Raw genomic sequence first — 22,156 nt, 5'->3', positions numbered from 1 at the left:
TCATTCACTGCGTCAAGAGCGGGTCAGACGGTGGTGACTTCGATGCCGACCACGCAGGTGTCGTCGTCGGTGTCCGCCGTACTGTACGTCAGGAGGGTGTCCAGCTGGTGCTCGAGGCCGCCGTCGTGGCCGTGGACCAGCGTCACCAGGCGGGACACCGAATCCTGGACCGGGCGGTCGCGGCGCTCGATCAGCCCATCGGTGTAGATCAGCAGGATGTCGCCTTCGGCCAGCTGGAGCTCGTCCTCCTCGTACGTCACGTCGCGGACCGCGCCGAGGAGCGAGCCGCGGATCAGGGGCAACGTCGTGGCCGTTCCGTCGCGGTGGCGGACGATCGGGGGCAGGTGGCCCGCCCGGGCCCAGCGCAGCTTGCGGTGCGCCGGGTCGTAGACCGCCGCCACCGCCGTCGCCGTCACGTGGTCGGTCAGGTGGTAGGCCACCAGGTTCAGCCAGGTCAGCAGCTGGGCCGGCCCGGCGCCGGTCGCGGCGAGGCCGCGCAGGGCGTTGCGGAGGCTCACCATGCCCGTCGCCGCGTCGATGCCGTGGCCGGCGACGTCGCCGACGCACAGCAGGACCTCGCCGGTCGGCAGCGCGACCGCGTCGTACCAATCGCCGCCGACCAGGTGCTCCTTCTCCGCCGGGCGGTAGCGGACGGCCGCGCGCAGGCCCGGCATGTCGATCGGGCCCTTGGCCGGCGGCATGATCGCGTGCTGCAGCTGCAGCGCGAGCCGGTTGCGCTCCATCGCCTGCTGCTCGGTCTCGGCCAGCCTGTCCCGCGTTGCCGCCAGGGCCACCTCGGTCCAGTGCTGCGCCGAAACGTCCTGGTACGCCCCGCGGACCGCGACCAGCTCGCCGCGGCCGTCGACGACCGGCTCGGCGACCACCCGGATGTGCCGGGCGACGCCGTCGGAGCGCTGCAGCCGGAACGCGGTCGACGACGGCCGCTTGTGGTGCAGCACCGCCCGCAGGAACCGGCCGATCGCCGGCGCGTCGTCGGGGTGCGCGTGCCCGGCCAGGTCGTGCAGCGACAGCGGCGCGGCGTTCGGCGGCAGGCCGTACAACGCGAACAGCTCGGTGTTCCAGGTGATCGCCCCGGTGACGACGTTCTCCTCGAAGCCGCCGATCCGCCCGAGCCGCTGGGCGTGCTGCAGCAGCACCGCGAGCTTCGCCGCGTCGTCCTGGATGCGCAGGATCAGCAGCACGTTCCCGGCGAAGCGGGTGAGGCTGACGTCGGTGAGCACGGTCAGCGAAACCTGGTCGACCAGGGTGGTGACCGCCATGCTCTCCGCCCGGAACGGCTCGCCGGTGGCGTAGACGCGCTGGATCTTGTCGAGCAGGCCGCTCTCTTCGGCCGCGAGCGGGTAGGACTCCAGCAGCCGGGTGCCGACGATCCGGCTGCGCGGCCGCCCGCCCGGATCGGTGAACCGGACGTTGGCGTGGTGGATGCGGAAGTCGCTGAGCCGGTCGCCGCCGTCGATGCACGGCGACAGCAGCACGGCCGGGTCGTGCAGGCCGTCGATGAAGTCGACCAGCTCGCCGAGGAAGTCGCCGCCGGGCGCCGGCGCGACCACGCCGTCCCAGGTGTCCAGGGTGTGCGCGCACAATTCGGCCAGTGCCTCCAGCTGACGGCGCTGGCGGCCCGGTTCCGCGGGCAGCGGCTCCGGCCAGCACATTTCGACGACGCCGATGATCCGGCCGCCGGTGCCGGTCGGGACCGTCACGCGGCCGCCGCCGGACAGCGTGTGCTGCCCGATCGACGGCAGCCCGCCGCCGGAGAGGGTCGGGAACCAGACGGTGTCGCGCTCGATCAGCGCGCTGCGGGCGGGCGTCGCCACGCCGGGCGGGACGTAGCACCAGCGCGCCGCCTCCTCGGCGGAGAAGCCGGCCGAACCGGCCAGCGTCAGCGACCCGTCCGGCCCGGCCAGCCACACCGCGACGGCGGTCGCGCCGAGCGGCCGCAGCGCGTGCTCCAGAATGGACTCCGCCACGCGCTGGGTGTCGCCCGCCGCGAGCACCCCGCTCTCGGCCGTCCGCAGCCGCACCGCGACCGACTCTTCGCCTTCGGCGCGGGCCAGGAACTCCTGCGTCACCTCGGTGATGCGATCCTCGGCCGCCTCGCCGACGACGTCCGCCGCGAACTCGAGCGGCGTCATCCCGGAGCGCTCGGCCAGCGACTCCAGCTGCTTCGCCGCGTCCGACGGCGTGCAGTGCAGGCGTTCCATCAGCACGCCCTTGGCCAGCTCGATCAGCCCGCGGCCGTCGGCGACGGCGTGCGCGTGGTCGACCTCGCCGCGCAGGCGGGCGACGGTGTCGGCGAGCCGGGCCAGGTTGGCCGACACCTCGGCCGGCGAGGGCAGCACGGGGACGGGCTGGTCTTCGGCGGGCAACCGCTCGTCGCCGATCACGCCGTCACGTGCCGCTTGATGCGGGCGATCAGGTCGTCCGCATCGACCGGTTTCGTGACGTAGTCGGTCGCGCCCGAGGCGAGGCTCTTCTCCCGGTCGCCCGGCATCGCCTTCGCGGTCACCGCGACGATCGGAATCCCGGCGTGCTCGGGCATCGCGCGGATCTTCGCCGTCGCGGTGTAGCCGTCCATCTCCGGCATCATCACGTCCATCAGGATCAGGTCGATGCCGGGGTGCGACGCGACCGTCTCGACGCCCTTGCGGCCGTCCTCGGCGTGCAGCACGTGCATGCCGTGCAGTTCCAGGATCCCGGTCAGCGCGTAGACGTTGCGCGGGTCGTCGTCGACGATCAGCACCGTGCGCCCGGCCAGCGTCGTGTCGACGTCGGCCGCCCGCACCGGCGCGGCCGGCTCGTCCTGGCGGACCAGCGGCAGCACCGCGCCGGGTTCCTCGGCCGACAGGTGCAGCGCGATCCGCTCGCGCAGCTCGTCCAGCCCGGAGAGCACTTCGAGGGACTGCATGTCCGCGCGGGACTGCACCAGCTGCTCCAGCTCGCCGTCGAGCCGGCGGCTGTTGTGCGCGAGTACCGGGACCAGCCGCAGCGCGCTGTCGCCTTCCATCGCGTCGAGGAAGGTGAACGCCGTCCGGTCCGGCAGGTCCAGGTCGAGCACCACGCAGTGGTAGGCGTCGGTGGCCAGCGCGGCGGCCGCCTCCTGCGTGCCGACCGCCGTCACGACTTCGACGTCGGCGGGCGAGAGGCCGATGTCCCGGCTGTCGGCCAGGTCCGCCGCCGCGCTCTCGGCGACGAGCGTCAGCAGCCCGTGCTGGCGTTCCTCGACGACCAGCAGCCGCCGGTGGGCGCGCGGGCCGGACGCCGGGACGACCGCACCGGCGTCGGCAGGCACCACCGCTGCGCCGGGGTGCTCCCCCGCCGGCAGCGGCGCGAAGTCCGGGCGCGCGACCGGCAGCGTGAAGGTGAAGGTGCTGCCCTCGCCCAGCGTGCTTTCGGCACTGATGACGCCGCCGAGCAGCTGCGCGATCTCGCGGCTGATCGACAGGCCGAGCCCGGTGCCGCCGTACTTGCGGCTGGTCGTGCCGTCGGCCTGCTGGAACGCGCCGAAGATCGACTCGAGCTGGTGCTCGGCGATCCCGATGCCGGTGTCGGTGACCCGGAAGGCGAGCGCGGGCCCGTGGGCCCGCAGCGGCCGCGGCAGGGTGTCCGGGTCGACCGGCTCGATGTGCAGCTCGATCCCGCCGACCTCGGTGAACTTGACCGCGTTGGACAGCAGGTTGCGCAGCACCTGCCGCAACCGCGAGTCGTCGGTCAGCAGCTCCGGGGGCGAGCCCGGCGCGACGGTGATCCGGAAGTCCAGGTTGCGCTGCGAGGTCATCGGCCGGAACGTCGCTTCGACGTAGTCGATGAGCTGACGCAGCGACACCTGCTCCGGGGTGACGTCCATCTTCCCGGCCTCGACCTTCGACAGGTCGAGGATGTCGTTGATCAGCTGCAGCAGGTCCGAGCCCGCCGAGTGGATGATGCCCGCGTACTCGACCTGCTTCGCGGTGAGGTTGCGGGTCGGGTTCTGCGCGAGCAGCTGGGCGAGGATCAGCAGGCTGTTGAGCGGGGTGCGCAGCTCGTGGCTCATGTTGGCCAGGAACTCCGACTTGTACTTCGACGCCAGCGTGAGCTGCTGGGCCCGCGCCTCGAGCTCCTGGCGGGCCTGCTCGATCTCCAGGTTCTTCGTCTCGATGTCGCGGTTCTGCGTGACCAGCAGCGCCGCCTTCTCCTCCAGTTCGGCGTTGGACGACTGGAGCTCTTCCTGCCGGGCCTGCAGTTCCTCCGAGCGGGCCTGCAGTTCCGCGGTCAGCCGCTGCGACTCGCCGAGCAGCTCGTCGGTGCGGGCGTTGGCGACGATGCTGTTGACGTTGACGCCGATCTGCTCCATCAGCAGTTCGAGGAACGCGCGGTGCACCGTGGTGAACCCGTGCACCGACGCCAGCTCGATCACGCCGAGCACCTGGTCCTCGACCACGATCGGCAGCACGATCAGGCTGGCCGGCGCGGTGCTGCCCAGGCCGGAGGAGATCGTGGCGTAGCCGGGCGGGACGTCGTCGACCGCGATCGCGCGGCGGCTGCGGGCGGCCTGCCCGACCAGCGACTGGCCCACGCGGAACCGCACCGCCGGGCCGTCGCCGTCGTCCGGGTGGCCGTAGGCGCCGACGAGCCGCAGCTCGGGCACGTCCGCCGTGTCGTCGGCCAGGTAGAAGGCGCCGTACTGGGCGTTGACCAGCGGGACCAGCTCGTCCATCACCGCGGCCGCGACCACGGCGAGGTCCCGGCGGCCCTGCATCAGGCCGGTGATCGTGGCCAGGTTGGACTTCAGCCAGTCCTGCTCCTGGTTCGCCCGGGTGGTCTCGCGCAGGGACTCCACCATCGAGTTGATGTTGTCCTTCAGCTCGGCGACCTCACCGGAGGCGTCGACGGTGATCGAGCGGGTCAGGTCGCCCTCGGCGACCGCACTGGTCACTTCGGCGATCGCGCGGACCTGGCGGGTGAGGTTCCCGGCCAGCTCGTTGACGTTCTCCGTCAGCCGCTTCCAGGTGCCCGACACGCCCTCGACCTCGGCCTGGCCGCCGAGCCGGCCCTCGCTGCCGACCTCGCGGGCCACGCGGGTGACCTCCGCGGCGAACGCGGAGAGCTGGTCGACCATCGTGTTGATCGTGGTCTTGAGCTCCAGGATCTCGCCGCGGGCGTCGACGTCGATCTTGCGGGTCAGGTCGCCCTGCGCGACGGCGGTGGTCACCTGGGCGATGTTGCGGACCTGCCCGGTGAGGTTGTTCGCCATCGAGTTGACGTTGTCGGTGAGGTCCTTCCAGGTCCCGGCCACGTTCGGAACCCGCGCCTGGCCGCCGAGCATGCCCTCGGTGCCGACCTCGCGGGCCACGCGGGTGACCTCGTCCGCGAACGCGGACAGCGTGTCGACCATCGTGTTGATGACGTCGGCCAGTGCCGCGACCTCGCCCTTGGCCTCGACGGTGATCTTGCCCGACAGGTCGCCGCGGGCGACCGCGGTGGCGACCTGGGCGATCGAGCGGACCTGGCCGGTCAGGTTGGACGCCATCACGTTGACGTTGTCGGTCAGGTTCTTCCAGGTCCCGGACACGCCGCGGACGGTGGCCTGGCCGCCGAGGTTGCCCTCCGTGCCGACCTCGCGCGCCACCCGGGTGACCTCGTCCGCGAACGCGGACAGCTGATCCACCATCGTGTTGATGGTGTCCTTCAGCTCGAGGATTTCGCCGCGGGCGTCGACGCGGATCTTCTGGGACAGGTCGCCGCGGGCGACCGCGGTGGTGACCTGCGCGATCGAGCGGACCTGCGCGGTGAGGTTGTCGGCCATGACGTTGACCGACTCGGTGAGGTCCTTCCAGGTGCCGGAGACGCCCTTGACGTCCGCCTGGCCACCCAGCCTGCCCTCGGTGCCCACCTCACGCGCCACCCGGGTGACCTCGTCCGCGAACGCGGACAGCTGATCCACCATCGTGTTCAGCGTGTCCTTGAGCTCCAGGACCTCGCCGCGGGCGGTCACGTTGATCTTCTGCGAGAGGTCGCCCTTGGCCACCGCGGTGGCGACCTGGGCGATGTTGCGGACCTGGTCGGTCAGGTTGCCGGCCATGAAGTTCACCGAGTCGGTGAGGTCGCGCCAGGTGCCCGAGACGCCCTTGACGTCGGCCTGGCCGCCCAATCTGCCTTCGGTGCCGACTTCTCGCGCGACGCGCGTGACCTCGTCGGCGAACGACGACAGCTGGTCCACCATCGTGTTGATCGTGTTCTTGAGCTCGAGGATCTCGCCGCGGGCGTCGACGGTGATCTTCTGCGACAGGTCGCCCTTCGCCACCGCCGTCGTCACCTGGGCGATGTTGCGGACCTGGTCGGTCAGGTTGCCGGCCATGAAGTTCACCGAATCGGTGAGATCGCGCCACACCCCGCCGACGCCGGGCACCTGGGCCTGGCCGCCGAGGCGGCCTTCGCTGCCGACCTCGCGCGCGACCCGGGTGACCTCGTCCGCGAACGACGACAGCTGGTCCACCATCGTGTTGACGGTGTCCTTCAGCTCGAGGATCTCGCCGCGGGCGTCGACGTCGATCTTCTGCGACAGGTCGCCCTTCGCCACCGCGGTCGCCACCTGGGCGATGTCACGCACCTGGGTGGTCAGGTTGCCGGCCATGGCGTTCACCGAGTCGGTGAGGTCCTTCCACGTGCCGGACACGCCGGGGACCTTGGCCTGCCCGCCCAGCTGCCCCTCGCTGCCGACCTCCCGCGCGACGCGGGTGACCTCGGAGGTGAACAGCGAGAGCTGGTCGGCCATGCCGTTGAAGACCGTGGCGATCTCGCCGAGCAGGCCGTCGGCCCCGCCCGGCAGCCGGATGCCGAAGTCGCCGTCGCGGACCGCGGTCAGGCCGGCCAGCAGGCGGCGCAGCTCCTGCTCACCCGCCTCGCCCACGCCCACGCCCGAAGCGTCCGCCCCCGCACCCGGGCGCGTCCCTTCGACCATTGCCCCGCTCATCCGCCACCCGTTTCTTCGGTTGTCCCGCTGCGTGCACACCGGATGGCTCAGCATAGTGCAGCTGCACTATGCTGAGCGGCAACGGTTGAGCAACCAGCCGCGCCGGTGTCCACGTGCGCTCCCAGGCGGTGCTCGAAAGCCTTTCCTTCTCCCGCAGGCCATCCGGCCGCATTGCCCCGTTCGGCTGAACGCCGTCCCGGGCTCTGGTGACGTGCGCGCCGACGCCGTCGCCGGTTCCGGCGCGCCCGGAACCAACGTCCGCTGTGGACACTCCATTGTGGAAAGACCCGGGTTACCCCCACAGGCCGTGTTGCCCCCTCAATCACGCGTGATGCCCCCTCAATCACGCGTGATGCCCCTTCAATCACGCGAGATACCCCTCCAGTCACGCGAGTTACGCCCCCAATCACGCGAGTTCGGCCTCTGAGCACGCGAGTCCCGGGTATGGAACGCGGAACTCGCGTACCTGGAGGGTCGACTTGCGTACCTGGAGGGTCGGCTTGCGTACCTGGAGGGTCGGCTTGCGCGCCTGGAGGGTCGGCCGGCGGGGAGGGGTCAGAGCCAGTCCTTCTTCTTGAAGATCCCGTACAGCCCGAGCGACAGCACCAGCACCACGGCCGTCGACGTCCAGAACCCGGCCGGTGTCCCGTTGCCCGGGTACGGCACGTTCTGGCCGTAGAACCCGGTCACCGCGGTCGGCACCGCGATCACCGCGGCCCAGCCGGTGACCTTCTTCATGATCAGGTTGAGCCGGTTGCCCTGCAGGTTCAGCTGGGTCTCCCGGACGGTCGCGATCAGCTCGCGCAGGGCCTCGGTCTGCTCGGCGGCCTGGCGGGCGTGGTCGTGGACGTCCTCGAAGTACGGGCGGGTCAGCTCGTCGGCCAGCCGCAGGTCCGGGCGCATCAGGGAGCTGATCACCTCGCGCATGGGCAGCACGACGCGACGCAGCGCGGTGAGGCTCTTGCGCAGCCGGAACGAGCGGCGCTGCAGTTCCGAGGAGTCCGGCCGGTCGGCGAAGACCAGGTCCTCCAGGGCTTCGACTTCGTCGTCGAGCGCCTGCACCGCCTCGTACTGCCCGTCGACGACGTGGTCGAGCAGGCCGTGCAGCAGGAACGGCACGCCGGACTTCGCCAGCTCCGACGCCTGGTCCCAGCGGCGCACGACCGGCTCGATGGCGAAGCCGTCGTCCTTGCGCACGGTCACCAGCGCCCGCGGCGTGACGAAGGCGCCGAACTCGGCGGTGGTGACGCGGCCGGTGGCGGCGTCGAACTGCACCGCGTAGGCCGCGAGGAAGGCGTGGCCGTCGTAGCGGTCGAGCTTGGGCCGCTGGTGTTCGGCGACCGCGTCCTCGACCGCGAGGCGGTGCAGGCCGAGTTCGCCGGCGAGCTGGGCCAGGTCCGCTTCGGTCGGCGCGCAGAGGTCGACCCAGACAGTGGTGTCCGGTTCGGCCAGGAAGTCCGATACGTCGGCGATCGGGAAGTCTTCCTTCTGCAGCACGCCGTCGCGGTACACCCGGGTCCTCGTCATGCCGGCGGAGTGCCCGATCGGCCCGGCCCTCACACTCCCCGCGCCTAAGCGAGCAGCCGGGAGAACCAGTCTCGCGTCCGGTGCAGGAAGTCGATCTGGTGCGCGCGTTCCCGGAGCGAGTGGCCCTCCCGCGGGTAGACGACGAACTCGTGCGGCCGGTCGCCGAGGGCGGTGTGCAGGAGTTCGGCCTGGGAGAGCGGGACGTTCGTGTCGTCTTCGCCGTGCAGGATCAAGACCGGGGTCGCGATGCGGTCCGCGTAGGTGATCGGGCTGTTCTCCCGGCCGCCGAGGGCGCGATCGTAACGGCCGTGCTCGCCGGTCGCCGCGAGCAAGGGCCAGTCGATGACGCCCGCGTTGACGAGGGCCGCCTTGAAGCGATCCGTCTGCGTGACGGCCCAGGCGGCCACGAACCCGCCGTGGCTGCCGCCGCCGATGCCGAGCCGTTCTCCATCGGCGACACCGGCTTCGACGAGGAGGTCGATTCCGGTGAGCAGGTCCGTGAACTCCGCGCCGCCGACGTCGCCCGCGACACTCGCCGCGAAGGCGTGGCCGTGGCCCAGGCCGCCGCGCATGTTCGGCAGGAACACCGCCAGCCCGGCCGCGGCCAGCCACTGGCCGCAGCGGAACCAGCCGAGCTGGAACCGGTCTTCCCAGCGGTCGTACGGGCCGCCGTGGACCAGGGTGACGAGCGGGAAGGGCCCGTCGGCGCGGGTCCGGCCGGGCGGGAGGATCAGGAGGCCGTCGAGGTCCAGGCCGTCTTCGGCCCGGTAGGACAGCCGTTCCTGGACGCCCCAGGGGATCCCGCGCAGCTGCGGCGCGCCGAGCCGGGTGAACGGGCCGCCGGGTGGTCCGCAGTGGACGGCGTCCGGCTCGGTGGCCGTGCTCGCGACGACGGCGATCCGGCCGCCGCCCGAACTAAGACCATGCAGGCTTCCGGTCGCACGCGCGAGCTCGGTGAAGGCGCCGGCGGCGGGGTCGAAGCGCCGGATCGTCGTGTCGAGACCTTCGGCGAACAAGGCCAGCAACGAGCCGTCGCCGGACTCGGCCGGTTCGGTCGGGCAGACGTCCATCCCGGCGGTGAGGTTCCGGTGGCCGCGGGCCTCGAAGATCGCGTTGCCGCCGATCAAGCCGGGCGGGGTGACGCCGCGGTAGGCCAGGTGCCAGCCGGCTTCGTCGCGCCACCAGGTGAGCTGTTCGGGCTCGTGCGCCGGGACGCCGAGGTCCTGCCGGGCGCCCGTGGCGGGGTCGACGAGGTGCAGCCCGGGGTCGAACCGCCCGGGCTCACGGTCGGCGACGGACCAGGTGAAGACGGCGAGAGCGCGGCCATCCGGCCGCGCGGCGGCTTCGACGACGTGCCGCCTCCCGAAGTCGCCGAGCGGATCGACAGCGCGGGTTCGCAGGTCGAGGCGCCAGAGCCGGTGGGCCGGGGCGACGGAGTCCCAGGGACTGCAGGCAGGGTGACCGGCCCCCGTCGGCACCGGCTCGGGGCGCGCCGCACCGGCGTCGACGGCCGGCCGGACCACGCGTACCCGCGGGTCGGCGGGCGCCGCGTGCTCCTCCGGCGCAACGAGCACCACCGCTTCACCTTCCGGCAGCAGCAGGTACTCCTGGATGCCCGAGCGCCAGTCCGTCAGCTGCTCCGGCTCGCCGCCTTCGCGGCGGACCCGATGCAGCTGCGGCGTCCCGCGATCGACCCGGTCGGACAGGAAGTACACCCACGCCGCATCGGCCGACCACCTCGGCTCCCGATCGTCCGCCGCGGCGGCGGCGAGCTCCCGGGGCGGTTCACGGCCGTCCGCGGGCGCGATCCACAGCCCGCTTTCCGGGTACTTCCCCGCCCGGCCCACCGGCGCACTCGCGTAGACCACCCAGCGGCCGTCCGGGGACACGCGCGGGGCCTGCGGCACCATCCGGTCGACCACGGCGTCCGCCGTCAGCTCCCCCATGCCCCCAGTCTGCCATCAGCCGCGCCCGGCGGGCCTCGCTTCCGGGACCATCGCCAGCAGCCGCTCGTGGTCGCCCGCTTCGCGCAGCACCGGGGGCTCCGGGGTCCCCGCGTCCGGGTCGTCCGCGCGGACGGCCGCCAGGAACCGGACCACCGCGCGAGGTTCCGGGCAGGCTTCCCCGCCGAGGTAGCTCAGGACCGTCGCGCCGGTGGCGTCTTCGATCGCCGCCGCCCAGCCGTGGACTTCGTCCCAGACCAGGGCCAGGTCGTGGCCGGGAAAGCGGGACAGGCGCCAGTCGAGGGCGATGTAGGCCGCCGCGGGGGTGCCCGCGTCGAGCGTGCAGGACTCGAGCCCCACTCCCACGGCCCGGGCCACCGCCCCCACGTAGCCACGCAGCCGCCGCTCGAACGAGAACTCCGTGTCGCGCCCGAAGTCGATCAGAATGCTCAACGCCGCCTCGCTTTCCCCGTCCGGCCGCGGGATCCTCCGCGGTCCCCCGATCGGGTACCCCGGTTACACGCTGTTCAATCCCGGGAAACCGGACAGTAACGTCGTCTATCCGGCGACATCTCACTTGTCATCGAAACGACGACATGTTAGAACCGGAGTATCCGAAGAGAGAAAGGCGACACACCCCCGTGACCGCATCGATCGAACTCCCGACCGGTTACCAGCACCCCGCCGTCCCCGCGCTGCTCGACTACCTCCGCGACGTCACCGCCGAGCTCGGGATCGGCCTCGAGTCGTGCACCCTCGACCACGACGGCCCGGTTTCGGCCTACGTCGCCCTCGACGCCCGGCTGCCGCACTACCCCGACCGGGACGTGGCCCTGCTGTGGGACGAGGAACGCGGCTGGGCCGCGGCGATCGAGACGCACTCCGGCGAGGACCTGATCGTCCTGCGCTACCTCGGCGGCCCCACCGTCGCGCCGTCGCCGCACCGGGTCGCGCGGTTCGTCACCGCCCTGCACGAAGACGACCACACCGTGGGACAACCCGACCCGGTCAAGCTCCGGAGCGCGGGCGACGCCACCACGCTCGCCGCGCTGCTGCGCCGGCCCGCCGCCGCCCGATGACGGCGCCACTGCCCCTGCCCGAGAGCTTCGCGCTGACGTTCCGCGGCTACGACCGCGAGCAGGTCGACGAGCGGATCGACGAGCTCCTCGCCGAAATCCGCCTGCTCACCACCGACCGCGACGCGGCCGTCGCCGAGGCCGAACACCTCGCGCGGCAGCTCGAACGGGCCCGCGCCGACCACGCCGAGCTGAGCGCCCGCGCCGACCGGCTGTGCCGCACGCCCGCCGACCCGGCCGCCGTCGGGGACCGCGTCCGCCACCTGCTCGAACTGGCGCACGCGGAAGCCCGCGGGATCGTCGAGACGGCCCGGGAGCGGGCCGCCGCGATCATCCGGGACGCGGAAGAGGCCGCGGACCGGCGCACCGCCGACGCCCGCGCGCGGGCCTACCGGATCGTCGACGACGCCCGGCGGCGCGCCGACCGGCTGGCCGCCATCGAGCGGCGCACCGCCGATCGGCTGCGGCAGATCGACGCCTTCCTCGCCGACGCGGAGTCGCTCCTCGACGGGCAAGCTCCGCTCCGTGCCGTCGCCTGAACCGTTCCCACCACCCGGGACGGCCGGCAAAACCGTGCCCTGGCGGCGCAGTGCGTCCGCCGTCCGCGTGAGGCAGGATCGAGTTCGTGACCATCGATCAGGCCGGGGCGCCGGCCGCCCCGGCGTTCCCCGAGCACGAAGCCCGTGTCGACGCACTGAGACAGCAGCTCACCGCGATCGACGGCGCAGCGACCGTCCGGCTCGCGAAGCGGACCTCCAACCTGTTCCGCTCCCGGGCCGCCGCGAAGCACCCCGGGCTGGACGTCTCCGGCTTCACCCACGTGCTGCACGTCGACCCCGAGACCCGCACCGCCGACGTCGAAGGGATGGTCACCTACGAACAGCTCGTCGACGCCACCCTGCCGCACGGGCTGATGCCGCTGGTCGTGCCCCAGCTGAAGACCATCACGCTCGGCGGCGCGGTGACCGGCCTCGGCATCGAGTCCTCGTCCTTCCGCAACGGGATGCCGCACGAGTCGGTGCTGGAGCTCGAGATCCTCACCGGCGACGGCCGGATCGTCCTGGCCACGCCGGACAACGAGCACCGCGACCTGTTCCACGGTTTCCCGAACTCCTACGGCACCCTCGGCTACGCGCTGCGGCTGAAGATCCTGCTGGAACCGGTCAAACCGTTCGTCGAGCTCCGGCACGTCCGCTTCCACGACCGGGACACCTACTTCGGTGCCCTGCGCGAAGCCTGTGACAGCGGCGAGCACGACTTCGTCGACGGAACGGTCTTCGGCCCGGACGAGCTGTACCTGACGCTCGGGACGTTCCGCGACACCGCGCCCGCCACGAGCGACTACACCTGGCTGGACATCTACTACCGCTCCATCCAGCGGCGCGAGACCGACCACCTCACCACCCGGGACTACCTCTGGCGCTGGGACACCGACTGGTTCTGGTGCTCGCGCGCGTTCGGCGTCCAGCACCGGCTGCCCCGGCTGCTGCTCGGCCGCCGGTTCCTGCGGTCCTCGGTGTATTGGAAGGCCGTCGCGCTCGATCGCCGGTTCCGCATCGCCGAACGGCTGCTGAAGCTCCGGCGCCTCCCGCCGGAGGAGACGATCGTGCAGGACATCGAGGTCCCCCTGGACCGGGCCGCGGAGTTCCTCGAGTTCTTCGAGCGGGAGATCCCGATCAGCCCGGTCTGGATCTGCCCGCTGCGCCAGCGGCCCGGCGGTGTCCGCTGGCCGCTGTACGAACTGGACCCCGACGAGCTCTACGTCAACTTCGGGTTCTGGTCGGCCGTGCCCCTGGACCCGGGCGAGCGCGACGGCGTGCACAACCGGATGATCGAAGCCGAGGTCACCCGCCTCGGCGGGCACAAGTCGCTCTACTCGGACAGCTTCTACACCGAGGACGAGTTCTGGCGGCTCTACAACGGTGACGCCTACCGGGAGCTCAAGCGCACCTACGACCCGCGCGAGCGGCTGCTCGGCCTCTACGAAAAATGCGTCCGCCGCCGGTGAAAGGAACGAACGTGACCCAGGAAAGCATCACCGTCGGCGCCGTCTTCGAACGGCTGCTCGGCCCCCGCGCCGAGGTGTCGATCACCGCCTACGACGGCAGCCGCAGCGGCCCGGCCGACGCGCCGGTGGCCATCGAGGTGCGCTCGCCGCTGGCGCTGGACTACCTGATGTCCTCCCCCGGCGACCTCGGCCTCGCCCGCGCGTACGTCGCCGGCGCGCTCGAGGTGCGGGGCGACCTCTACACGGCGTTGCGCGCGCTGGCCACGCAGGTCGACCAGCTCACCCCGGCCGACCGGCTATGGCTGCTGCGCAAGCTCGGCCCGCGGCACCTGCGGCTGGTGAAGCCGCCCGCCGAGGAGCACCCGAGCCGGTTCCGGCGCGGGATGACCGCGCTGCGGCACTCGAAGGAGCGGGACAGCGAAGCCATCTCGAGCCACTACGACGTGTCCAACCGGTTCTACGAGCTGGTCCTCGGCCCGTCGATGGCCTACACGTGCGCGGTGTTCCCCCATGAGGGCGCCACGCTGGAGGAGGCCCAGGCGCACAAGTTCGACCTCGTCTGCAAGAAGCTCGGCCTCAAGCCCGGCATGCGGCTGCTCGACGTCGGCTGCGGCTGGGGCGGGATGGTCGCACACGCCGTCCGGCACTACGGCGTCGAGGCCATCGGCGTCACCCTTTCGCGTGAACAAGCCCAGTGGGCGCAGAAGAACATCGTCGCGCTCGGCATCGCCGACCGCGCCGAGATCCGGCACCAGGACTACCGGGACGTCACCGAGACCGGGTTCGACGCGATCTCGTCGATCGGCCTGACCGAGCACATCGGCGCCCGCAACGTCCCCGGCTACTTCCGCTTCCTGGCCGGCAAGCTCAAGGCGCACGGACGGCTGCTCAACCACTGCATCACCAACCCGGACACGAGCGTCGCGCACCGCTCGCGCGGGTTCATCGACCGCTACGTCTTCCCGGACGGCGAGCTGGAGGCACCGGGCGAGCTCATGACGGCCATGCACGACGCCGGACTGGAGGTGCGCCACTCGGAAAACTTCCGCGAGCACTACGCGAAGACGCTGGCCGGCTGGTGCGCCAACCTCGACGAGCACTGGGACGAAGCCGTCGCCGAGGCCGGTGCCGGGCGCAGCCGGGTGTGGGCGCTCTACCTCGCGGCCTGCCGGCTGGCCTTCGAACGCCGCGAGATCGAGCTGCACCACATCCTCGGCGTGCGGACCGACAGCGAGGGCGGGATGGGCATGCCGCTGCGCCCCGATTGGGGAGTTTGACCACCGGGGGTGGCCACGCGGGGGCGGGTGATGCGAGGATGGTGGCGAGACCGGTGTCCGAATGGGACATCCAGGCTCACAACAAAGAGTAGGTATGGGTATGGCTCAGGGCAGTGTCAAGTGGTTCAACGGCGAAAAGGGCTTCGGCTTCATCGCGCAGGACGGCGGGGGTCCGGACGTGTTCGTCCACTACTCCGAGATCCAGGGCAGCGGCTTCAAGTCGCTCGACGAGGGTCAGCGCGTGGAGTTCGAAATCGGCCAGGGCCAGAAGGGCCCGCAGGCCCAGCGCGTCAGCGTCATCTGAGCCACGAGGCAGCCTGAGGCCCTCGCCCCACCAGGGGCGGGGGCCTTTCTCGTCGGCCGCCACACTGCGGATTCACAACGGTCCGGTAACGTGGGTGGGGTACGAGAGCACCCCCCGTATGCCGGCGTCCGGCCGGTCTCACTCTCGTACCGTGGCCTCGAGGCCGATCGCCGGCAGGAGCGGCGACCCGCCCGGCCACCCGCCAGACCACTGACCGCCGGGTGTTCCCGCCCCCGGCCTTCCGCGCCCCGCGCGGCGTAGACCTCGAATCGAGTAGTGCATGACCGCCTCCGTGAAGGCTGCCCGGCCGGCCCCGAAACCGGTGCTCTCCGGCAAGCAGACGATCCCCGAGCTCATCACCATCCGCACGTTCCTGCTGGTCCCGTTCGTGGCGCTGGCCGTCGCCGTCCCGGTGTTCTGGGGCTGGGGCGTCAGCTGGCTCGACCTCACGATCGCCGGCGCGTTCTTCGTGGTTTCGACGCTCGGGATCACCGTCGGCTACCACCGCTACTTCACCCACGGCTCCTTCCGCGCGAAACGGGCGCTGCGGATCGCGCTGGCCATCGCCGGCGGGCTCGCCGCGCAGGGCCCGGTGCTCGTCTGGGTCGCCGACCACCGCCGGCACCACGCCTTCTCCGACCGCGAGGGCGACCCGCACTCGCCGTGGCTGTTCGGGACCTCGCCGGTGGCGCTCGCCCGCGGGTTCTGGCACGCGCACATGGGCTGGCTCTTCGGCCGCGACAAGACCAACGTCGACCGGTTCGCCCCGGACCTGGCCGCCGACCGCGACCTGCGCGTCGTCGACCGGCTCTTCCCGCTGTGGGTGGTGGTGAGCCTGCTGCTCCCGCCGCTGCTCGGCGGCCTGATCACGCTGTCGTGGTGGGGCGCGCTGACCGCTTTCCTGTGGGCGGGCCTGGCCCGGATCTCCTTCCAGCACCACGTGACGTGGTCGGTCAACTCGATCTGCCACATGATCGGCGAACGCCCCTTCGCCAGCCGCGACCGCTCGGCGAACTTCTGGCCGCTGGCCATCCTGTCGATGGGCGAGTCCTGGCACAACACCCACCACGCGGACCCGACGTCGGCCCGCCACGGCGTGCTGCGCGGCCAGCTCGACGTCTCCGCCCGGGTGATCTGGGTGTTCGAGAAGCTGGGCTGGGCGTGGAACGTCCGCTGGCCGACGGCGAAGCGGCTGGCCGCGCTGGCCCGCTGATGGACACCGTCGCGCTGACCTTCGACGACGGCCCGTACCCGGAGACGACCCCGGCGCTGCTGGCCGCCCTCGACGGCACGCGGGCGACGTTCTTCCTGTGGGGCGAGCACGCCGAGGCGCACCCCGCGCTGGTGCGGGCGATCGCCGCGGCCGGGCACGAGATCGGCAACCACACCTGGACCCACCCGCGGCTGACCACGCTCGATCGTCCGGCGCGCGACGAGGAGGTCCGGCGCACGCAGGACCTCCTCGCCGAGCTCACCGGCACCAGCCCGGTCCTGTTCCGGCCGCCCTACGGCGACACCGGCCCCGCCGTCGCGGAAACCGTTGCGGCACAAGGACTGACCGAGGTGTTGTGGACGGTCGACACCCGCGACTGGGCGGGGTGCTCCGCGGACGAGATCGTCGCCGCGGCCGGGCAAGCGCAGCCGGGCGGCGTCGTGCTGATGCACGAAGGCCGCCCGGCCACCCTCGCTGCGGTTCCCCGCATCCTCGCCGCGCTCACCGAGCGCGGGCTGCGCCCCGGTCCGGTCAGGGGTTGAGGGCGAAGTACGCCGGCTTCGGGCGCAGGTTCTCGTCGAACAGGCAGGCCGCGCCTTCGCCGGGGAAGACGTCGGGCACCCACGAGTGCCGGTCCGTGAAGCCCCACGTCGTGAACTCGACGCACTTGCGGACGGCGTGGCAGCCGTCCCACAGCTGACCGAAGTAGCTCGCCTGGGTGGCGAGCTTGGCCGCGTCGGGCGGGGTCGGGATCCGGACGTCGGCCTCGGTGACCGCGGTCTCCACGCCGATCTTGGCGAACCGGGCGAGGTTCTCGCGGTACTGGCCGGGGAAGCCGTACTGGATGGACAGGTGGCCCTGGATGCCGACGCCGCTGATCGGCACGCCCTGCCGCCGCAGCGTCTTCACCAGGTTGTACACCGCGTCGCTCTTCGGGTTGATCCCTTCGATGTTGTAGTCGTTGATGTACAGCTTGGCGTGCGGGTCGGCCGCGTGCGCCCAGCGGAAGACGTCGGCGACGAAGCCCTCGCCGAGCTTCTGGTGGAAGACGGTGTCGCGCCAGGTGCCGTCTTCGTTGAAGATCTCGTTGACGACGTCCCAGGCGCGGATCTTCCCCTTGTACCGCTTGACTTCCGTGGTGACGTGGTCGCGCAGGACCCGGCGGAGCTCGTCGGCGGGCAGCGCGCCGACCCAGTCCGGGAGCTGGGAGTGCCAGACCAGCGTGTGCCCGCGGACGGTCTTGTGGTGCGTCTGCGCGTACTGGACGATCGCGTCCGCGCCGGACCAGTCGTACTGGCCCCGCACGGCTTCGATCGTCCCCCACTTCATCTCGTTCTCCGGCGTCACGTTGTCGAATTCGCGCGTGAGCACCGCCCGGTAATCGGTTTCCGAAGCCAGGTACGCCGCGGCCACCGCGCTGCCGACGTAACGGTTCGTGGTGTATTGCAGCGGCACCGACGCCGACGCGGCGGGCGCCTGCCACGCGGCAATACCCATGACGGCCGCGACCGTCGCGAGGACGCGTTTCTTAGGAATTCTTCCCGACATCTTCACCCTCCGTGAGACAATGGTGTTCCGAAACTTTCCAACCGTTTCAAATCAGGTTTCGATGACCTAGAATCTCCGTCATGACAACGAAGTCTGACGAGCTCGAGCCGACCGAGTCCCGGGTGACCATCGCCCGGATCGCCGCCGAGACCGGTGTCTCCGTCCCGACAGTTTCGAAAGTGCTGAACGGCCGTCCCGACGTCGCCGAAAGCACCCGCGCCCGCGTCGAAGCCGTGATCGGGAAATACCGGTACCGGCGGCGGGCCGACGAACGTTCCCGCCGTTCCCGGCTGCTGGAACTGATGTTCCACGAACTCGAAAGCACGTGGGCTCTTGAAATCATCCGCGGGGTCGAGTGCGTTGCCCGCGAAAACGGAATGGCGGTGGTGCTGGCCGATTCGTCGGGCCGGCACACGCCCGGGCAGAGCTGGCTGGAGAGCGTCCTCGCCCGGCGGCCGGTCGGCATCGTCTCGGTGTGCTCGGACTTCACCGGCGGGCAGCTGGCGAAGCTCCGGGCCCGGGACATCCCGCTGGTCGTGGTCGACCCGGCCGGCGCGCCGGGGCCGGAGACGCCCTCGATCGGGGCCACGAACTGGCAGGGCGGGCTGACGGCCACCCGGCACCTGATCGACCTGGGCCACCGCCGGATCGCGATGATCGGCGGGCCGGAAGGGGTCCTGTGCAGCCGGGCCCGGATCGACGGGTACCGCACGGCGCTGGAGACGGCCGGCCTGGCGTTCGACCCGGCGCTGGTGCGCCGCGGCGACTTCCACGTCCGCGCCGGTTACCGGGAGCTGGCGTCACTGCTCACCCTCCCGGACCGGCCGACGGCGGTGTTCGCCGGCAGCGACCTGCAGGCCCTCGGCGTGTACGAGGCGGCGCGTGACGCGGGGCTGCGCATCCCGGACGACCTTTCGGTGGTGGGCTTCGACGACCTGCCGATCGCCCGCTGGCTCACCCCGGAGCTGACCACGGTCCGCCAGCCCCTGCAGGAGATGGCGGCGGCCGGCGCCCGGCTGGCGATTTCGCTGGCCCGCGGCGTGGACCCGGAGAGCCACCGCCTCGAACTGGCGACCAGCTTGGTGGTCCGCCACAGCACGGCGGCCCCGGCGCACCGGGGTTACCGGGTGCTGACCGGCGGAGCGAGGTAGGGATCGAGGCTGATCCACGGCCGGCGGGCGCGGCGCCGGCTGTCGTTCAGTTGCTTCGGCGAGCTCGCTCGCCCCGTGCTCTCCGGCAAGCTCCCTCACCACGGCCACCGCACGCTTTCCGGCGGCCCCAGGTAACTCGGCCGCAGCCCGCCCGTGTCGATCACCAGCTTCTGCACGATCACCGCCGGGTCGACCATCCAGAACTTCAGCACGTGCGGTCCCGCCGCCCCGATCACGTGCTGCGTCGCCGTCAGGTTCACGTTGTCCGAAGTGGTCCGCTCCCACTGGCGGTTCATGGACGTGTCGTCCGCGCCCGTGGCCTTCGTGATGTTCACGACCTGCGGTTCCGCGTCGTCGAACGCGATCGCGTACCTCAGCCCGTCGCCCGCAAGCACGTTGCTGCGCGGGGACAAGTACGCCCACACCGTCACCGGCCCGGTCGTGAACAGCGTCGTCCGGTACTCCAGGCGCGGCCCCGCTCCCGGTGCGCGGCTCGCCGCCGTCACCGGGAACGGGGTCATCCCCGCCCCGGTCCGTCCGATGTCCGGGATGCGCCGCCACGCCACCTCGCCGGCGCCGACGTTCGCGCTGCAGTGGTCGGCCTCCATCGACACGTACCCGCCGGCTTCGACGAACCCGCGAACCGGCGAGACCGGATTGCGCACGACGGCGTCCACCACGACCGAGCTCCCCGCGCCCGACACCGTGATCGGCACCGTCGTGGTGCCCTTCGGGGCCCGGCGCCAGTCGATCCGGACGGTCATCCGCAGCTCCTCGGTGACCCGGCCGCCGCGCGGCTCGACCAGCACCCACGGCGCACCGGGCGAAACGGTGCAGCGGAACGGGGTCCGGCCGCGGTTGAAGACGTCGACGTACTGCGGTGGCGCGCTCTGGTAGGGACTGAACTCGGGCAATGCCGGCCGTCCCGCGGCGCCGGGCCACGCGTCCGGCGAGCCGTCGACCGCGACCCCCAGCGCGGCCGCGGCCGGCACGTCCACCCGCCGGACCGCCGGGAAGATCACGTCCGGCAGGGCGACGTTGTCCTTCTCCGGCTGCTGCCACGGCGCGTTCGGGCCGTAGCGGGCGACGTCGCCGTAGTCGATGTGCGGCTGGGTCTGGAAACCCTTCCACTTGCCGCCCGCGATGCTCGTGTTGTACTTCTCCGCCAGCGCCAGGTCGTCGGCGAACCGGGCCTCGGTGACGGCGGCCAGCGCGTTCGCCGACGCCCGGCCCTGGGCGGCGTACAGCAGGTTCGTGAACTCGGCCCGCCGCAGCGCGTAGAGGTTCGCCGTCGCCTGGGCCGCGTACTGGACCAGCTCGTAGAAGGCGTCTTGGAACGCCGCGGGCAGCCGCGCGCCGATCTTCGCCACCCGCGCCGCGAGGTCGTGCCACTCGTCGGTGACGCGGTCCAGCTCGCGGTAGTTGACCAGGCTGAACGGCGTCATCTGGTCGTCGTAGGTGATCGCGCCGGCCGCGTCCACCGTGATCCGCCGGTTGAGCAGCTCCGGCTTGCGGCGGGACTGCAGCCGCCCGTAGTCGTGCAGCACTCCGGCGATGTCCGCCGCCAGGGCCGCGCCGAAGTTCTCCGCGGCGAACTGACGCTCCCAGGTGGACAGTCGCTCGGCCGGCAGCGAGGCGGGGTCCCAGGCGTAGTCGAGGAAGAACTGCAGCGGCAGTTCGTTGCCCTTCATGTCCCCGACGTTGGCCACCCACAGCCGGTCGTTGCCGAAGGCGTACGCCTGGTGCAGCTGCTCCCACGTGTTCGCGAGCAACGCGGTGTCGACCCACTTGTAATTGCGGCCGCCGCCGACGTAGTCGAAGTGGTAGTAGAGCCCGTAACCACCCGGGTGCGGCGGCAGGGACAGGTCGGGCATCTTGCGGATGTTGCCCCAGTTGTCGTCGGTGAACACGACGATGACGTCGTCCGGCGGCCGCAGGCCCTTGGCCCAGTACCGCTGGACTTCCTTGTAGAGCGTCCAGACCTGCGGCACCGTGGTGAGGTCGCGGCCGGTCTCCCTGGCGAGGATCTCCCGTTCGGCGGCGATGATCTCCTGCATCAGCTCGATGCCGTCGCCGTCGGGGAGGCCGACGTCGCCGTTGCCGCGCATGCCGAGCGTGACGACGCCTTCGAAGTCCTCCCGGACCATCCGGCGGATCCCGTCGGTCCAGTAGGCCTTGATCGCTTCGCCGTTGCGGCGGAAGCTCCACTCCCCCGTGCCGCCGTACGGATCGTGCCCCGGGGTGGTGATGTTCCCGGCCGCGTCGCGGACCGCGGGCACCGCGTGCCGGTTCCATTCCTCGATGCCGCGCATCATCGGCGCCTCGTGGGAGGTGCCCATCACGATGCCGTATTCCTTGGCCGTGGCGTGGTTGAGCGGGTCGTCCTCGGCGAACGCGCGCCCCCACACCGCCGGCCACAGGTAGTTGGCCCGCAGCCGCAGCATGGTCTCGAAGACCTTGGCGAAGAACAGGTGGTTGAAGCCGTTCGGAAAACCGGGTGCCTGGCCCGGCCCGAAGTAGGCCGGGGCCCAGGTGCCCAGCGCCGGGTTCTCGTCGTTGATGAAGAAGCCGCGGTACTTCACGTGCGGGGTGCCGAGGCTGAACCGCTCCCCCGGCAGGTGCAGCTCCGGCTGCCGCCGCGGCGGCACGTCCGCCCACCAGTACCAGGGCGAGACACCGATGCGCCGGGAGACCTCGTAGACGCCGTAGATCACCCCGCGCTGGTCACTGCCGGTGAGGACGAGCCGTCCGTCGACGACCTGGCTCAGCGACGTCTCCCACTTCCCGGCGATGCCGGTGACGTCGAGTTTCCCGGCGGCGACCAGGTCGTCGACCAGCGGGCTGTGGCCCAGGGTGCCGACCACGACGACCGGGCCGTGCGCGGGCACGACGTCGAACGACACCGCGGGCCGCACGCCGGTGACGCGTTCGACGTCGGCAGCGAGGTCGCCGGCGACCCGCCGCACCCCGGGCAGGTCGCCCGAGCCGACCACGATCGTCGCGGCCTTCCCCCGCGACACCAGCGGGAATCCGGTCCCGGCTTCGGCCAGGCCCGGCAGGGCCACGGACCCGGCCCCGGCCAGCGCGACCAAGTGCAGGAAGGCACGACGATGTACCTCGGACGGCACGGGAGACCTCC

General features: G+C 71.6%; 15 protein-coding genes. 8 read left to right on the top strand and 7 right to left on the bottom strand.

Annotated features, from left to right (window positions below):
• Nucleotides 1–23 precede the first annotated feature (23 nt).
• The 5 genes from ACFPLC_RS36120 to ACFPLC_RS36100 form a co-directional block, all read right to left on the bottom strand.
• Nucleotides 24–2,405 (bottom strand): SpoIIE family protein phosphatase, encoded by a 2,382-nt coding sequence (locus ACFPLC_RS36120; RefSeq protein WP_378236045.1) that lies wholly within the window; start codon nucleotides 2,403–2,405, stop codon nucleotides 24–26.
• Nucleotides 2,402–6,958, bottom strand: coding sequence for a HAMP domain-containing protein (locus ACFPLC_RS36115; RefSeq protein WP_378192762.1), 4,557 nt, complete (start codon nucleotides 6,956–6,958; stop codon nucleotides 2,402–2,404). The genes ACFPLC_RS36120 and ACFPLC_RS36115 overlap by 4 nt, the downstream gene beginning before the upstream one ends.
• A 567-nt stretch (nucleotides 6,959–7,525) precedes the next feature.
• A complete protein-coding gene (locus ACFPLC_RS36110; RefSeq protein ID WP_378192516.1) occupies nucleotides 7,526–8,497 on the bottom strand; it encodes a magnesium transporter CorA family protein in 972 nt (323 codons plus the stop codon).
• A gap of 44 nt (nucleotides 8,498–8,541) precedes the next feature.
• Nucleotides 8,542–10,443: a S9 family peptidase gene (locus ACFPLC_RS36105; RefSeq protein WP_378192514.1), complete on the bottom strand. Its 1,902-nt coding sequence runs from the start codon at nucleotides 10,441–10,443 to the stop codon at nucleotides 8,542–8,544.
• 15 nt (nucleotides 10,444–10,458) lie between these two features.
• Nucleotides 10,459–10,893, bottom strand: coding sequence for a DUF6292 family protein (locus ACFPLC_RS36100; RefSeq protein ID WP_378192512.1), 435 nt, complete (start codon nucleotides 10,891–10,893; stop codon nucleotides 10,459–10,461).
• Nucleotides 10,894–11,081: 188 nt separating this feature from the next.
• On the opposite strand from ACFPLC_RS36100, the gene ACFPLC_RS36095 reads away from it, so the two are divergent.
• From ACFPLC_RS36095 to ACFPLC_RS36065, 7 genes are all read left to right on the top strand, one after another.
• Nucleotides 11,082–11,519 carry a DUF6292 family protein gene (locus tag ACFPLC_RS36095; protein ID WP_378192510.1) on the top strand — a complete coding sequence of 146 codons (438 nt, stop codon included), beginning with the start codon at nucleotides 11,082–11,084 and terminating at the stop codon, nucleotides 11,517–11,519.
• The gene (locus tag ACFPLC_RS36090) at nucleotides 11,516–12,055 is read left to right on the top strand and encodes a hypothetical protein (protein ID WP_378192508.1); all 540 of its coding nucleotides are present in this window, start codon (nucleotides 11,516–11,518) and stop codon (nucleotides 12,053–12,055) included. The genes ACFPLC_RS36095 and ACFPLC_RS36090 overlap by 4 nt, the downstream gene beginning before the upstream one ends.
• A gap of 86 nt (nucleotides 12,056–12,141) precedes the next feature.
• The gene (locus ACFPLC_RS36085; protein WP_378192506.1) at nucleotides 12,142–13,524 is read left to right on the top strand and encodes an FAD-binding oxidoreductase; all 1,383 of its coding nucleotides are present in this window, start codon (nucleotides 12,142–12,144) and stop codon (nucleotides 13,522–13,524) included.
• Nucleotides 13,506–14,801 (top strand): class I SAM-dependent methyltransferase, encoded by a 1,296-nt coding sequence (locus ACFPLC_RS36080; protein WP_378192504.1) that lies wholly within the window; start codon nucleotides 13,506–13,508, stop codon nucleotides 14,799–14,801. The genes ACFPLC_RS36085 and ACFPLC_RS36080 overlap by 19 nt, the downstream gene beginning before the upstream one ends.
• Nucleotides 14,802–14,901: 100 nt before the next feature.
• Nucleotides 14,902–15,105, top strand: coding sequence for a cold-shock protein (locus ACFPLC_RS36075; protein WP_004558414.1), 204 nt, complete (start codon nucleotides 14,902–14,904; stop codon nucleotides 15,103–15,105).
• Between the two features lie 280 nt (nucleotides 15,106–15,385).
• The gene (locus tag ACFPLC_RS36070; protein ID WP_378192501.1) at nucleotides 15,386–16,318 is read left to right on the top strand and encodes an acyl-CoA desaturase; all 933 of its coding nucleotides are present in this window, start codon (nucleotides 15,386–15,388) and stop codon (nucleotides 16,316–16,318) included.
• Nucleotides 16,267–16,860 carry a polysaccharide deacetylase family protein gene (locus ACFPLC_RS36065; RefSeq protein WP_378192500.1) on the top strand — a complete coding sequence of 198 codons (594 nt, stop codon included), beginning with the start codon at nucleotides 16,267–16,269 and terminating at the stop codon, nucleotides 16,858–16,860. The genes ACFPLC_RS36070 and ACFPLC_RS36065 overlap by 52 nt, the downstream gene beginning before the upstream one ends.
• On the opposite strand, the gene ACFPLC_RS36060 is transcribed toward ACFPLC_RS36065, so the two are convergent.
• Nucleotides 16,850–17,866: an endo-1,4-beta-xylanase gene (locus tag ACFPLC_RS36060; RefSeq protein ID WP_378192498.1), complete on the bottom strand. Its 1,017-nt coding sequence runs from the start codon at nucleotides 17,864–17,866 to the stop codon at nucleotides 16,850–16,852. The two genes, ACFPLC_RS36065 and ACFPLC_RS36060, sit on opposite strands and share 11 nt — an antisense overlap.
• Before the next feature lie 80 nt (nucleotides 17,867–17,946).
• Between ACFPLC_RS36060 and ACFPLC_RS36055 the strand changes: the two genes are divergently transcribed.
• Nucleotides 17,947–19,017, top strand: coding sequence for a LacI family DNA-binding transcriptional regulator (locus tag ACFPLC_RS36055; RefSeq protein WP_378192496.1), 1,071 nt, complete (start codon nucleotides 17,947–17,949; stop codon nucleotides 19,015–19,017).
• 95 nt (nucleotides 19,018–19,112) lie between these two features.
• On the opposite strand, the gene ACFPLC_RS36050 is transcribed toward ACFPLC_RS36055, so the two are convergent.
• Entirely contained in the window at nucleotides 19,113–22,145 is a 3,033-nt protein-coding gene (locus ACFPLC_RS36050) for a glycosyl hydrolase 115 family protein (protein WP_378192494.1), read from the bottom strand.
• Between the last annotated feature and the right edge of the window lie 11 nt (nucleotides 22,146–22,156).

This window comes from Amycolatopsis plumensis (assembly GCF_042652605.1).
In the GTDB taxonomy this organism is placed as follows: Bacteria; Actinomycetota; Actinomycetes; order Mycobacteriales; family Pseudonocardiaceae; genus Amycolatopsis; species Amycolatopsis plumensis.
This window is presented reverse-complemented; position numbering and strand designations above follow the sequence as displayed.

Excerpts from the sequence above, each read along its gene's own strand:
- ACFPLC_RS36060 (WP_378192498.1), bottom strand. The coding sequence starts at position 17,866 with ATGTCGGGAAGAATTCCTAAGAAACGCGTCCTCGCGACGGTCGCGGCC.
- ACFPLC_RS36090 (WP_378192508.1), top strand. The coding sequence starts at position 11,516 with ATGACGGCGCCACTGCCCCTGCCCGAGAGCTTCGCGCTGACGTTCCGC.
- ACFPLC_RS36080 (WP_378192504.1), top strand. The coding sequence starts at position 13,506 with ATGCGTCCGCCGCCGGTGAAAGGAACGAACGTGACCCAGGAAAGCATC.
- ACFPLC_RS36075 (WP_004558414.1), top strand. The coding sequence starts at position 14,902 with ATGGCTCAGGGCAGTGTCAAGTGGTTCAACGGCGAAAAGGGCTTCGGC.
- ACFPLC_RS36070 (WP_378192501.1), top strand. The coding sequence starts at position 15,386 with ATGACCGCCTCCGTGAAGGCTGCCCGGCCGGCCCCGAAACCGGTGCTC.
- ACFPLC_RS36055 (WP_378192496.1), top strand. The coding sequence starts at position 17,947 with ATGACAACGAAGTCTGACGAGCTCGAGCCGACCGAGTCCCGGGTGACC.
- ACFPLC_RS36105 (WP_378192514.1), bottom strand. The coding sequence starts at position 10,443 with ATGGGGGAGCTGACGGCGGACGCCGTGGTCGACCGGATGGTGCCGCAG.
- ACFPLC_RS36115 (WP_378192762.1), bottom strand. The coding sequence starts at position 6,958 with ATGGTCGAAGGGACGCGCCCGGGTGCGGGGGCGGACGCTTCGGGCGTG.
- ACFPLC_RS36110 (WP_378192516.1), bottom strand. The coding sequence starts at position 8,497 with ATGACGAGGACCCGGGTGTACCGCGACGGCGTGCTGCAGAAGGAAGAC.